Origin of the sequence: Mesobacillus harenae (assembly GCF_013343715.1) — a bacterium.
GTDB classification, from domain to species: domain Bacteria; phylum Bacillota; class Bacilli; order Bacillales; family Cytobacillaceae; genus Mesobacillus_A; species Mesobacillus_A harenae.
Genome location: NZ_JABUNR010000005.1, coordinates 162,967 through 176,433 on the forward strand (window position 1 = coordinate 162,967; position 13,467 = coordinate 176,433).

At 41.7% G+C, this 13,467-nt stretch carries 11 protein-coding genes; 4 read left to right on the top strand and 7 right to left on the bottom strand.

What is annotated here, in order from left to right; genetic code table 11:
- Positions 1-556: 556 nt before the first annotated feature.
- A complete protein-coding gene (locus HRJ06_RS08225; protein WP_174731677.1) occupies positions 557-964 on the bottom strand; it encodes an acyl-CoA thioesterase in 408 nt (135 codons plus the stop codon).
- A 366-nt stretch (positions 965-1,330) separates the two neighbouring features.
- On the opposite strand from HRJ06_RS08225, the gene pssA reads away from it, so the two are divergent.
- Both pssA and HRJ06_RS08235 read left to right on the top strand, forming a co-directional pair.
- The gene (gene pssA, locus HRJ06_RS08230; protein WP_174731680.1) at positions 1,331-2,062 is read left to right on the top strand and encodes a CDP-diacylglycerol--serine O-phosphatidyltransferase; all 732 of its coding nucleotides are present in this window, start codon (positions 1,331-1,333) and stop codon (positions 2,060-2,062) included.
- Positions 2,063-2,251: 189 nt separating this feature from the next.
- The gene (locus HRJ06_RS08235; RefSeq protein ID WP_174731951.1) at positions 2,252-3,181 is read left to right on the top strand and encodes an NAD(P)H-dependent flavin oxidoreductase; all 930 of its coding nucleotides are present in this window, start codon (positions 2,252-2,254) and stop codon (positions 3,179-3,181) included.
- 130 nt (positions 3,182-3,311) lie between these two features.
- Here HRJ06_RS08235 and HRJ06_RS08240 read toward each other — a convergent pair whose 3' ends face one another.
- From HRJ06_RS08240 to cls, 4 genes are all read right to left on the bottom strand, one after another.
- Positions 3,312-4,589 carry an L-lactate MFS transporter gene (locus HRJ06_RS08240; RefSeq protein ID WP_174731954.1) on the bottom strand — a complete coding sequence of 426 codons (1,278 nt, stop codon included), beginning with the start codon at positions 4,587-4,589 and terminating at the stop codon, positions 3,312-3,314.
- A gap of 63 nt (positions 4,590-4,652) precedes the next feature.
- Positions 4,653-5,219: a helical membrane plugin domain-containing protein gene (locus HRJ06_RS08245; RefSeq protein ID WP_174731683.1), complete on the bottom strand. Its 567-nt coding sequence runs from the start codon at positions 5,217-5,219 to the stop codon at positions 4,653-4,655.
- A complete protein-coding gene (gene fdhF, locus HRJ06_RS08250) occupies positions 5,212-8,205 on the bottom strand; it encodes a formate dehydrogenase subunit alpha (RefSeq protein WP_422392720.1) in 2,994 nt (997 codons plus the stop codon). Before fdhF ends, HRJ06_RS08245 begins: the two co-directional genes overlap by 8 nt.
- Positions 8,206-8,361: 156 nt before the next feature.
- Complete coding sequence (gene cls / locus HRJ06_RS08255; protein WP_174731960.1) at positions 8,362-9,879, bottom strand: cardiolipin synthase; 1,518 nt, start codon at positions 9,877-9,879, stop codon at positions 8,362-8,364.
- 218 nt (positions 9,880-10,097) lie between these two features.
- Between cls and HRJ06_RS08260 the strand changes: the two genes are divergently transcribed.
- Positions 10,098-10,403, top strand: a complete 306-nt coding sequence (locus HRJ06_RS08260) for a PadR family transcriptional regulator (RefSeq protein WP_174731686.1) — start codon at positions 10,098-10,100, stop codon at positions 10,401-10,403.
- Between the two features lie 38 nt (positions 10,404-10,441).
- Positions 10,442-11,641 carry a chromate transporter gene (locus tag HRJ06_RS08265; protein WP_174731689.1) on the top strand — a complete coding sequence of 400 codons (1,200 nt, stop codon included), beginning with the start codon at positions 10,442-10,444 and terminating at the stop codon, positions 11,639-11,641.
- Between the two features lie 149 nt (positions 11,642-11,790).
- On the opposite strand, the gene HRJ06_RS08270 is transcribed toward HRJ06_RS08265, so the two are convergent.
- The gene (locus HRJ06_RS08270) at positions 11,791-12,696 is read right to left on the bottom strand and encodes an aldo/keto reductase (RefSeq protein WP_174731692.1); all 906 of its coding nucleotides are present in this window, start codon (positions 12,694-12,696) and stop codon (positions 11,791-11,793) included.
- Positions 12,697-12,715: 19 nt separating this feature from the next.
- Positions 12,716-13,453 (bottom strand): Cof-type HAD-IIB family hydrolase, encoded by a 738-nt coding sequence (locus tag HRJ06_RS08275; protein ID WP_174731695.1) that lies wholly within the window; start codon positions 13,451-13,453, stop codon positions 12,716-12,718.
- Positions 13,454-13,467: the final 14 nt, after the last annotated feature.

Genomic DNA, 13,467 nt, shown 5'->3' on the forward strand with positions numbered 1-13,467 from the left:
ATTTTTCACTTTTCTTAAAAGCATTACAGATTCTGTAGTGCTTTTTTTATTTTTCAGGCTGTGTTAAAGGTCATTGTTGATTTTTAAGTATGTTGATTGAAGTGAAAGTCGCGAGATTCCTCGAAAATGAAAAACGCATTTTCTCGTGCGTGGGCCCTTTTCGGGGAAGTCTTTCAGTGTCCTGCGGGATCAGCGTGGCAGGCGAGACCCCTCAGGCGCATGCGCCGAGGAGGCTTGCCGCACGCCCCACGGAAAGCGAGCGGCTGCAACGCAAATCAACAGTCAAGTTTAACAGAGCTATTTAAAAAAAAGGAAACCATGTATATGCAGGCAGCACAAATTTTTCAACGTTCGTGTATTAATTTTCGGCGAAACAGATTCCATTTGTCGACAGGGGTTATAATTAAAAACCCCCGTTTACATTCTACCCGAACAAAAAGAAGTTTTTATCCAAACGCGCCGCCTAGCGTTCATGCTGGAGCACAAAAACAACAACTAGTGAAGGATAACGTAAATCGGGCTGTCGAGAATTCTCGGCAGCCTGTTTCCTCTTCGTTTAATTTATTTTTGCAGTAAGTTCCAAGTGGTTTAGGATCTTATCTTGATTTAACAGATTTCTGATTTCATCAGGCACTCTCGTCTTCACCCGCGATTGCCGGTCAATCGTAGCAAGGATAATTTCAGCTGAAGCGACAAGCTCCTGTTTATGATTCACTGCTGTTTGCTTAAGCGTCAAGCTAGTATTTCCGACCCTGGATAGCTCTGTACGAATGGTGATTCTGTCCTGGTCGAAAACTTCTTTCTTATAGTCTAAGCCTGCATGTACAACAACCGCTTCAACATTCAATAAAATGCTATAACGATACCAGTCATTTCGTGCCTGATCTAAATAGTCAAATAAGGTTACATTGCTAACATGCCCGCGGCTTGTTTGTGCTGTAACCTCAAACTGTGAATACGTCAAATGTCTCTCCTCCATTAAATTCTCCATTTTCTGACTTACTACCTTTTCGACCTTTTTCGCCGAACTCCTTGTTATTTCAAAAAATTACTACTTGAAATTAAATTCACTCCCTATCAATTATGGCAGTCCTTAAGGAAATACTTGCTAACAACGTCATTTTAGTCAAGATTGGTGAACTTATTTAATGTTTTACGCTTACCTCTCATTTTTGCGTTTCTTTAAATTCAACCTTCATCTATAATGGTTATAGTAAGCGTTATCGGGTATTATTAATAATCAATGACTTTTTACATAAGATTAAATAAGGAACTGCTGTGTGGCAGAGTTAGATACAAAAACTATAAGCGATTTGAGGTAAGGCATAATATGTTAGTTAGAAAAAGTATACCGAACTTATTTACACTTAGTAATCTTCTTTTTGGATTCTTATCAATTTTATTTGCGGCTAAGGGTGATTTTAGAAATGCATCGATCCTTATATTAATTGGAATGATGCTAGATAGTATGGATGGACGGGTAGCGAGGATGCTGAACGCTGAATCTGAACTTGGCAAGGAGCTTGATTCTCTTGCCGATGTTGTTACCTTCGGGGTCGCTCCAGCTATGCTTGTTTACTATATCACCTTTTCCCAATACGGAATGATTGGCATGGTAGTAGCCGGGCTGTTTCCTCTATTCGGAGCATTTAGGTTAGCCCGTTTTAATGTAAACGCCAGGAAATCAAACTATTATTTTACCGGTGTCCCCATAACGGCAGCTGGAGGGTTGCTAACATTAGTCACCATGCTCCACCGTTGGATTCCTGAAGTTTTGATCAGTGTTTCTTTTATGGCGCTCTGCTTTTTAATGGTCAGCAAGCTGAAAATTCCAAGTCTCAAAAATGTTCCTCTTCCTAAATACGGAACAATTATTACAATTCTGCTCGGTTATCTCATCTTTTTGATATTCCGCAGCAAATCTCAAGAAATGCCTTACTTTATTTATATTGCTGTACCTTTGTACATCGGATTCATTGGATATCAATGGCGCCGAAAGAGCAATAAGAAAAAAGCAGATAGCTTAAAGGCCAATCCGCCAAACGAAAATAAACCTAAATAGAATAGCATTTCACTGAAACCGCTTGGGATTCTATATCTCGAGCGGTTTTTTTTCGTAAATTTAAACACCAAGTTATAGAACCAGGTAACAAAAGTCACATACAAAATTATTTATTACTGTTAAACTCCATTGGAACGTTAAAAGAAATGGGGTATTAATTTGAATTTTCCACAATTAAAGATTGGACATATGATGCCGAAAGTTCCTGTTATGCAAGGAGGAATGGGAGTTGGGATTTCGCTTAGCAAGCTTTCTTCAGCTGTTGCTAATGCAGGAGGTATTGGAATAATATCAGGAACTGGTATTACGGTTGATGAATTGCGTAACCATATCAGAACTGCAAAGAGCCTTGTGAAGGATACTGGATACATTGGTGTAAACGTATTGTTTGCGATGAATGATTTTGCCGAAAAAATGAAGGCAGCCCTTGAAGAAAAGGCAGACTTTATAATTTCTGGCGCTGGTATTTCCAGAGATATGTATGCATGGGGCAAGAAGGCCGGCATACCTGTCATTTCAATCGTTTCATCCGCCAAACTTGCAAGAATTTCCGAGCGGCTCGGTGCTGCAGCTGTTGTTGTTGAGGGGTGTGAAGCTGGTGGGCATTTAGGTACAGACCGTCCTTTGTTTGATATTTTGCCAGAGGTTGTTGAAGCAGTATCAATTCCCGTTATTGCCGCGGGAGGGATCATGACCGGCTCTGATATTTCCAAGGCATTGCGTCTGGGGGCATCCGGAGTTCAAATGGGCACAAGATTTGTCGCAAGTGAAGAGTGCGATGCTCCTTTAGCCTTCAAACAAAAATACGTAGACGCTCAGAAAGAAGATACCCTTCTTGTTAAAACAACAGTCGGTTTACATGGGCGCGCGATTTCCAATAATTTCACAGATTTAATCAGCCAGCCTGGTAAACTTAAAATTGCAAAATGTCACGATTGTCTCAAAAACTGCTCCTATCGGTTTTGCACGCTCGATTCTCTCCTTTTATCCGTAGCGGGTGATGTGGAAAACGGTCTAGTTTTTGCTGGAGCCAGAGTACATGAAATTAAGAGCATTTTGCCGGTACAAACCATCATTGATAATCTTACTAATGAATATCGACAGGCTGCCTTATCTTAGATACACAGTAAGCAGCCATTCTCATTTAGTTGAGAACGGCTGCCTTTTTACTAAGACTTCAGATTGTCTCTTAGATTTATTTGCGCGCGGATCCGAGCGTATCTCTATACAACCGCCTTTATTAAATCGTTTACCGGGGCAAATCTACTACATCTGTGTTTTTATTTGCATTTCGGATGTTTCGAATATTGACTCTGATAAGCAGTGATATAGCTAGAGCTAGAGCAAAGGCTCCTGCAAAAATATACAAGGTTAATGAATAGCTATTTGTGGTCTCCCTAATCCATGAAACAAGAATAGGCCCTGCTAGGCCTGCAGCTGCCCACGCTGTAAGGATATAGCCATGGATTGCGCCAAGCTGTTTCGTTCCAAACAGGTCGCCTATATAGGCAGGTATGGAAGCAAAACCGCCCCCATAGCAGGTGAGAATCAAAAAGATTAATATTTGAAATACCCAGGCGTTTGATGTATTTGGCAGCATCAGAAATGCCGCTAGCTGAATAATAAAAAAGGCGGTATATACGTTAGGCCTGCCAATATAGTCGGAGATAGATGCCCAGCCTATTCTTCCTAAACCATTAAAAAGTCCCATAATCCCAACCATTGTTGCCGCTGCTGCTGCCGTTAAACCTGCTATATCCTGCGCCATTGGGGACGCAACAGAAATGATGGCAATCCCGCAGGTTACATTAATAAATAACATGGCCCATAACGCCCAGAATCGAATGGTTTTGACAGCTTCATTGGCCGTAAGCTGTGACAGATCTCCCTGTCCAGTCTCTTGCTCAGCTGTTTCCTCCTTCATTCCTTCAGGGAGCCATCCTTTTGGAGGCGGAGCTAGATATAAAGCAGATAAAATCATCACAACAAAATAAACACTTCCAAGCAAATAAAAGGTATTAGCAATACCCATTTCCCTGATTAAAGAAGCGATAATCGGGCTTGCAATCAAAGAAGCAAAACCAAACCCCATGATTGCCAGGCCTGTCGCAAGGCCTCTGCGGTCAGGGAACCATTTTACAAGCGAGGAAACGGGAGTGATATATCCGATTCCAAGCCCCATTCCACCAAGTGCTCCATAAAAGAAATACAATAGATACAAAGATCCGATATTTACGGCAAAACCCGCACCAATCAATCCTGCCCCAAAGCAAATTGCTGCGATGATCCCTGACTTTCTTGGCCCATGACTCTCGACAAAATGCCCCATGAATGCGGCCGATAGTCCGAGAAACAAAATTGCAATACTAAAGGTAAGCGATATGCTGCTTAACCCCCAGCCATGCTGTTCCCTCAATGGATTGGTAAAGACACTCCATGAATATACAGAACCGATTGAAATGTGGATACCCACTGCACTAGCTGCAATTAGCCAGCGGTTTTTTGTTTTTGCTACTGTTGTACTAATATCAATCTCCTCCTGAGTCGATTTATTAAGAGATTCCTACTTGGAAAAATGCCGGCCCTCGATTTATTTATCATTGCTGGGAGAGCCATTTACCGTATTTGATTCCCTTTTATGAAGATCCTGATCCTCAGGAAGCTGTGTATTCCTCTCCATTCCGCTTGTATCCTCACCCATGCCTTTTAAAAAGGTCATCAAGAGGGTAATCGCGCTGTTTATCTCAGGATCTTTTAAAGACTTAACCAAGTCAAAGTAGCCTGTTTTTTCTTCAGTCTCGTTACTTTCCGCAACTCTTGCAATACCAGAATTAATTTTCAAGAGCATTGGCTCCAACTGCTTAACATTAATGGTTCCAAGCGTCCCCACCATGAGAAGCAGGTTCTTAAGTGTATTCGTCGTTTCTGGCTTATCTGCTGCTTTAACAAGAACGTTTAATACTTTATCTCCCTGCCCAAAAAGTCCATTTAAAAGAGATAGAATTCCTCGGTCATGCATGTGATTGACGACGGTAATCAGCTCGAGGATTGACTCCTTATTTTCAATAAGAGCCGTTTCGACCTCCTCTAAATCCTTTTTCCGCTTATCCTCGGGACTTAATTCAAATCGTTGAATTTTGTTAATCGCTTTAGCCATGCTGATTCCGCTCCTTTTTAACTATATCCCCCGGGAAAATATAATCTTTTCTCGCCCACTTCTTTTCAACCTGTATGCCAATTTGCGGCTGAGGATTCCCATAACGGTGATTAATTTTAGGAAGAGGGTTTGTACCTTCTTCTTTTAAAATCTCAAGCTTGGCTCTGGTTTCCTTATATGCTGGTGTATCTGTATCTTTGTCAGCATAACTGCTTGTTAGGAGGTTAATTGCTGCTTCCCCCGTGTCATTCATTGGCAGGTATACCTCTTTGCCTTTTACTCTATCAGTAATATGGCATTTCACCTTCACATTTCCATATGGTGATGACAGACGGACAAGTGTCCCGTCATTTAACCCGCGTTCAGCGGCAAGATCAGGAGAAACTTCTAAAAAGACCTCCGGTGTTTTTTCACTGATACCGGCAGATTTATAGGTCATATTTCCTTCATGGAAGTGCTCAAGCAGCCTCCCATTATTGACATGAATATCATACTCTACCGGGAATTCAAGCGGCGGTGTCCAATCCACAGGGTAAAGTCTTGCTTTGCCGTCCGGGAATGGGAAGCCATCGGTATAAAGAAGCGGGCTGTCTGTTCCGTCTGCTGCTACCGGCCATTGCAGGCTCTTGTAACCTTCCAATCTCTCATACGTAACTCCTGAATAAAGTGGCATCAGCTTTGCTGCTTCTTCCATAACCTCGCTAGGATGTGTGTAATTCCAGCCCGCTCCCAGGCGATTGGCGATGTCGATTATAATTTGCCAGTCTGGCTTGGATTCTCCCAGCGGCTCAAGTGCTTTGTACAAGCGCTGAATCCTTCTTTCTGTATTGGTGAAGGTACCATCTTTTTCAAGGCTCGGACTTGCAGGAAGGACTACATTAGCAAATTGTGCAGTTCTTGAGAGGAAAATGTCCTGAACGACGAAGAAGTCTAATTTCTCAAATGCAGCCTGCACATAGTTAATATTTGAATCTACTAGACCCATGTCCTCTCCTTTTAAATACATTGCCTTTAACTTACCTTCATGGATTCCTTCAACCATCTCATGATTGTTCAAGCCTGGAACCTCAGGCAATGTTACTCCCCACGCGTTTTCAAACTTTTTCCGAGACTCAGGATCGGTAACAGTTTGATAGCCTGGAAGATTATCAGGGCTGCTTCCAAAATCACCGGCGCCTTGGACATTGTTATGCCCGCGCAGTGGATAGGCTCCTGCGCCAGGCTTGGTGTAATTTCCGGTTACTAGCAGAAGATTGGAAATAGCTGTGCTTGTATCACTGCCGCCGAGATGCTGAGTAACCCCCATTGCCCAAAGAGCAGATACTGTTTTGGATTCATGAATCATTTCAGCTATTTGAATTAAGTTCTCTCTTGAAATGCCTGTTGTTTTTACAGCATATTCAATTGTGAACTTCTCAAGATTTTTAATAAAATCCTCTAAGCCATTAACGTTTTCTTTTAAAAATTGCTCGTCTGCCCAGCCTTGGTCAATGATGTATTTCGTTACTGCTGAGAGCCATACCATGTCTGTTCCAGCACGAGGACGCACAAAAAGGTCGGATCGCTCGGCCATTTCGTGTTCACGAAGGTCTGCGACGATAACCTTTTGCCCATTCAGCTTTTGGGAACGCTTAACCCGTGTAGATAAGACTGGATGCGATTCAGAAGTGTTAGAGCCAATGATAAGAACGAGCTCAGCCTTCTGAATATCCTCGATCGAACCTGCATCTCCACCGTAGCCAACTGTCCGGAATAATCCAACAGTAGCAGGAGTCTGGCAGTATCTTGAGCAGTTATCGATATTATTTGTCCCAATGACTGACCTTGCCAGCTTCTGCATTAAATAAGATTCTTCATTAGTAGTTTTTGAGGAGCTGATAAAGCTAAGAGCATCTGCTCCATGATCCTTTTTAATTTCAGTGAATTTTTGGGCAATTAAGCTTAATGCTTCCTCCCATTCTGCTTCCCGGAATGAATCTCCTTCTCGGATTAATGGCTTTGTCAGGCGCTCTTCACTATTAACAAAGTCCCAGCCGAATTTTCCTTTCACACAGGTCGAGATGCCATTTGCCGGTGCTTCGGCATGCGGCTCAATTTTTAGAATTTCACGGTCCTTCGTCCACACATCAAAGCTGCATCCCACCCCACAATATGTACAAACGGTTTTCGTTTTTTCAATTTTCTCATCGCGCATAGCTGCTTCCATATCGGATATCGCTAATATGGACCCGTATCCGGTTTCAACATTTTTCGTCATTTCGATCATCGGACGGAGTGTATTTTTAGCTATGCCCGTTAAAAACCCTGCTTCACCTTCCATCCCTTTTTCCATCATAGCGTTACACGGGCAGACCGTTGAACAATGGCCGCATGATACACACGACGATTCATTGATCGGCACGTCCTTGTCCCAAATAACTCTTGGCTCCTGACGCTCCCAATCTATTGTCAATGTTTCCGTTACCTGGACATCCTGGCAGGCTTCCACACACCGACCGCATAAAATGCACTGATCGGGATCATAGCGGTAAAATGGGTTTGAGTCATCGACCTCATAGGGCTTCTGGTCAAACGGTATCCTTTGGTGGTTGATCTTCATCGCCTTTACAGTATTATGTACTTCACAGCCACCATTGTTATAATCACACACGGTACAATAAAGCTCATGATTATATAAAATTTTATCCATCGCGATGGTTTGCGCTTCTTTAACATCTGAAGTTGCTGTATCAATTACATCGCCTTCCTTAACACGAGTTGAACAGGACCTCACCAACTCTCCGTTGACCGAAACGATGCAAGTATCACAGGTTTCAATCGCCCCCAAGCTCGGATGGTAACAAACCTGTGGTATTTCAATGGAACTATCCGATAACAATTCCAGAACGGTCTGATTTGGTTTGGCTATTACATTAACGCCATTGATGTTAATATTCTGTGACTCTGACAAAACAATCCACCCCTTCTCAAAAAATTCAGATTTCATTTTTTACTACCCCTGTGTTAGAAACTTAAACGTTTAGCAAGCATTATCTTTAAATCTTCCTTTAAAATCCCGGTAAAAAAATACAACTCACTTGTTAGTTTTGTCTAACAAGTGAGTTGCATTTTAAATGGTGCACTTAATTATTTTTTCTTCAGCTCACAGCACACCTGAAAACAAACGGGCAAATGACTCTTTGGATCGATCTATAAAACCTCGTTTATAGTATTTGACCGGCCTAATCTTCTCACTGTCGTTCATATCTGTTTCATAATGAGCGACCAAGTCCCTAATTGAAGAGGTACCCAATAAAAATACATTTACCTCAAAATTCAGGTGGAAGCTGCGCATATCGATGTTAGCTGTTCCTATTGAAGCCATATTTCCATCAACAATAATGACCTTTTGATGCAAAAATCCTTTTTTATAAGAATAAATTTCAACTCCGTTCCGAAGAAGCTCTGGAAAATATGATTTACTGGCATACTGAGTCAAAAAGCTGTCGTTAACCTCTGGAAACATAATTTTCACATCCAGCCCTTTAGCAGCCGCTACCTTCAGCGCTTTCCTAATGGCTTCATCTGGCACAAAATACGGGGTAGCAATCCAAATAGACCTTTCAGCTGAAGCAATCAACGCATAATAATAATCCCCCATAATCCCCTGCTGTGTATCCGGACCGCTGACTACAACTTGTACAGCTCCGTCAAGCTCCAAATCTTCCTCTTCAAGTTCCGGTTTAACTGCTGCGTGGTTTTCAAGAACCTTATCACCGCTTACGTATTCCCAATCGAGCAAGAACACAGTATGAAGCGTATAAACAGCTTCTCCTCTTAGAATCATATGAGTATCACGCCAGTACCCTAACTTGTCATCCTCTCCTAAATATTCATCCCCTATATTCAAGCCACCAACAAAGCCGACTTCCCCATCGATAATCATTATTTTACGGTGGTTACGAAAGTTTAGCTTTTGGTTAAAAAAACCATATTTTAAAGGTGAAAATGGGTGAACTTTAATTCCTGACGCGTGCATTCTCTCTAAAAGTTTTTCGGAGAAGTGAATGCTCCCCGCTGCATCATAAATAAACAAAACCTCTACTCCAGCCTGCGCTTTTTCTATTAATATCTCAATAATTTCCCGTCCGATCCGATCCGTGCGAAAAACATAGTATTCTAAATGGATGAATTTTGTGGCGTTTCTCAGTTTCTGTTTTATCTCCGAAAACGTTTGATCTCCATCTTTTAAAATCACGGTTCTTGATGCTGTACTAACAGGCGTGGAAGAAGCATTCTTAGCAAACTGCAAGAAGGTTTGCTGGTTTTCCTGTAAAAAGGTTAAATCTGGTTCCCTTTCCTCCCGCATCAGCCGTTCCCATATATTTTTATCCTTTTGCCTTTTGCTTCGGAATAAATACCCCTTTAAATAAAGCTGTCCCGAATATAAATAAAAGAAATAACCCGCTATCGGGAAAAACACTAGGGAAAACATCCATAAAATGGTGTGGTTAGCCGATCTGTTTTCTAAAACTAGAGAATAGATTGTAACAAAAATAATTCCGCTGTATACACCTAGCAGAATGAACTTCCAAAGATCTGGAATACTCGTAAATAAGATGTAATATGTACAAATGATTAAAACAATTAAAAAGATAAACTCTATTCTTCTTTTGAACAATCCTATCAACCTCAGCCTTCTAGTTCCTCTTTGTAGATATCATTATGTTTATCTACCCTTTTTTCTATTCGAGAAAAACCTTTTGCGGCTAAGCAGGTTAATATTCATAAGAATTCTGTGAAATACTATTACAAATGCGCAAGAAATGTGTTAATATACTGATATCGGATTTCGATATCGATATCCGATATCAATTTATTTTCGCCAGGGGGGACTGCATGGAAGAAAAAGTGCTGCGGAAATTGTTTCTGGGCTTTATACAAATTCATATTTTGCATCATGCTCTTGAACAGCCTATTTACGGAGTTTGGATGCTAGAAGAACTTAAAGAGCACGGCTACAACATCAGTTCGGGTACATTATATCCGATTCTTCATTCAATGGAAACCGATGGTCTTCTGACAAGAGAAGACCGGAATGTTGAGGGAAAAATAAGAAAGTATTATACGGCCACCGAAAAAGGCAGCGTGATTCTTGTTGAAGCAAGAAAGAAAGCATACGAACTCTTTAAAGAAATTAAATAATGAAAAGGAAACATTCATGATGAATGAGGAGGTTTAGAATGGCAGAGACTCAAAATAAAAATCCAAATGAAAATAAATCCCTTTTAGAATTGCTTATTGTTTCGACAAGACTTGGCCTAACATCATTTGGCGGTCCTGTTGCCCATCTAGGTTATTTTCATGAGGAATATGTCCGAAGAAGAAATTGGATGGACGAAAAAAGCTACGCTGACTTAGTTGCGCTTTGCCAGTTTCTCCCCGGGCCGGCCTCAAGCCAGGTCGGAATCGGCATTGGAGTGATGCGTGCGGGCTTGCTGGGAGGCATCATTGCCTTTATTGGCTTTACCCTCCCTTCTGTTATTGCCTTAATCTTATTTGCTCTTTTACTGCAAGGGATGGATATTGGCAGTGCAGGCTGGATCCACGGTCTTAAAATTGTTGCCGTGGCGGTTGTCGCCCATGCAATCATTGGCATGGCGCAAAAACTGACCCCAGATTTGCAAAGAAAAGCTATTGCTCTTTGCGCATTGATTATTGTCCTTCTATGGCAGACAGCCTTTACCCAAGTTGGAGTTATTCTGCTTGCTGCCTTTGCTGGTTTTCTTCTTTATAAAAACCAGGCAGAGGATGAAGCTGCTAATTATAGATTCCCAATCTCAAAGAAATTTGCCAGCATCTGCCTGATTGTCTTTTTCGGTTTGCTGATTGGCCTGCCGATATTAAGAGAAGCGACAGCACTCAATTGGATAGCCATGTTTGACAGCTTCTATCGTTCAGGCTCACTTGTTTTTGGCGGGGGGCACGTTGTCTTACCATTGCTGGAACGGGAGTTTGTGCCTACTGGGTGGATGAGTGAAGAAGCCTTTTTGGCTGGCTATGGTGCTACCCAAGCTGTTCCAGGTCCGCTATTTACTTTTGCTGCCTATTTAGGTGCTGTTATAAGTGGCTGGCAAGGAGGGCTAATTGCTACAATTGCTATTTTCCTTCCTGCTTTCCTGTTAATTTTAGGAACGCTGCCATTTTGGGATACACTGCGAAGCAACCCTAACATTAAAGGAGCTTTAATGGGCGTAAACGCAGCAGTTGTAGGAATCTTAATTGCAGCCTTTTATCATCCGATTTGGACTAGTTCGATATTGGCTCCAATCGATTTTGCTTTTGCAGCTGTTTTGTTTAGTATGCTAGTCTACTGGAAACTGCCGCCTTGGGTGGTTGTTTTAACAGGTGCACTTGGCGGTGCCGTATTATCGTTCGTCTAATTAAGAAATGCTTAAGCTAGTGAAAAATCATCTAGGCTCTGGAGCTAGACAGTAGTATATGCCGATAATTTCATAGTATGTGTATTTTTAAAAGACCTCCTTCAAACAGCTTTGAAGGAGGTCTTTTATGTGCAAAGAAAGTTATTAAATTAGTTTACAGCGCCGATCTGAATTGCCTTTTCAAGAAGTGTTCTGTCTATAGACCGTTCAAGCAGCTTCATATTCTCTTTAAAATTGGCCGTTGATTTTGTACCGATTAGCACCGAATGGATCCCAGAGTTTTCGTACAAAAACTGGAGCGCGAGGGATGTTAACATACTCCCATCACCATCAACGAGTTCTAGCAGCTCTTTTACTTTCTCAGGTTTCGAAATTTTTTCTTGGGAAGCCTTAGTTACTTTTGAAGTAAGGAGACCTCGTCCGAGCCCAGTGCGAATTAGGACTCCGATTCCCTTTTGTTCACAAAGGCTAATATTTTGCCGATTTTCTTGATTTAATAAGTGGTATTCCATTTGCATCACATCGAAATCACCTGATTCAATACATTCTGTCGCGAGCGGGCCATCTATTGAAGCCCCAAGAAACCGGATCTTTCCTTCTTTTTGTGCATTTTTCATTGCCTCAACAGTTTCACCGTCCCGGATTACCTTTTCCGGATCGGGGCCAAAATGAATTTGCATCAAATCCACAGAATCAGTTTTTAACAATAGCAAGCTTCGATCAATTGATTCTTTTATCGCTTTATAAGAAAAGTCGTAATATGTAGACGGCTCGTCATTATGTTCTCCGCATTTGGTGGCTAAAATATATTCATTTCTCCGGTCTGAAATGAATTTGCCAATCCGCTCTTCACTTCGGTGGTAGGCACTCGCTGTATCCACTAGGTTTATCCCCAAATCTAAAACTTCATGAAGGGTCCTTCCTGCGTCTTCCTCTTCCGGTCTGGTCCTATTCTGGCTAATTCCCCAATCCCTGCCGATTGATAGTGAGCCAAACCCGAAAAAAGTTACTTCACTATTCATGCTTTTAATATTTCGTTTTTCTAATGCTTTCATTTACTTCATCCCTTTTTCTTTAGAGTATCCAGTGCTCGATGGCCTTTGCTACGCCGTCCTCGTTGTTTGAGGCTGTTTCCCAATCAGCCGCCTCTTTAACTATCTGCTGGGCATTTCCCATCGCTATGCCAAGTCCAGCTTCCTTAATCATAGCTAAATCATTCAAACTGTCCCCGATCGCCATCACGTTTTCCATACCAATTCCAAGCAAGCTACAAACCTTTTCAAGCCCTCTTGCTTTATTTACGCCCATGGCATTTACTTCGATATTAAGCGGGCTTGAATTGCTGATCTCAAACATTTTTTTCGCTAAAAGTTCTTGCATGATCGTCTCACGGACATGATCATCCTCTACAGTGAAGCCAAATTTGAGCCATTCCGAAGCTAAAATGTCTTCAGGCATTTCCCCGTAATATACACGTTTGGTTCCAGTTGCCCAGAATTTCGTGTTATGAGTCTGTGATAATTCCCACATCCATTTAACCTGGTCTGAGCCCACTTTATTTTGTTCAATCAGGTTCCCCTGAGGATCCCATATTTCACTGCCATTTACAGTTATTAAATATGTATCTAGCTCCATAGATTTAGCATGTTCCCGGCAGGTAGCCACAAACCGGCCTGTACTCAAGACAACAGAAACTCCCTTTGCCTCAGCTTCTTTTATCGCCCTTCGGTTGGCCTCACTAATCTTTCCATCAGAATTTAAAGTCGTCCCGTCTAAATCCAGGGCAACTAATTTGATTTCTTTATTTTTCATAAATTCTCAGTCCA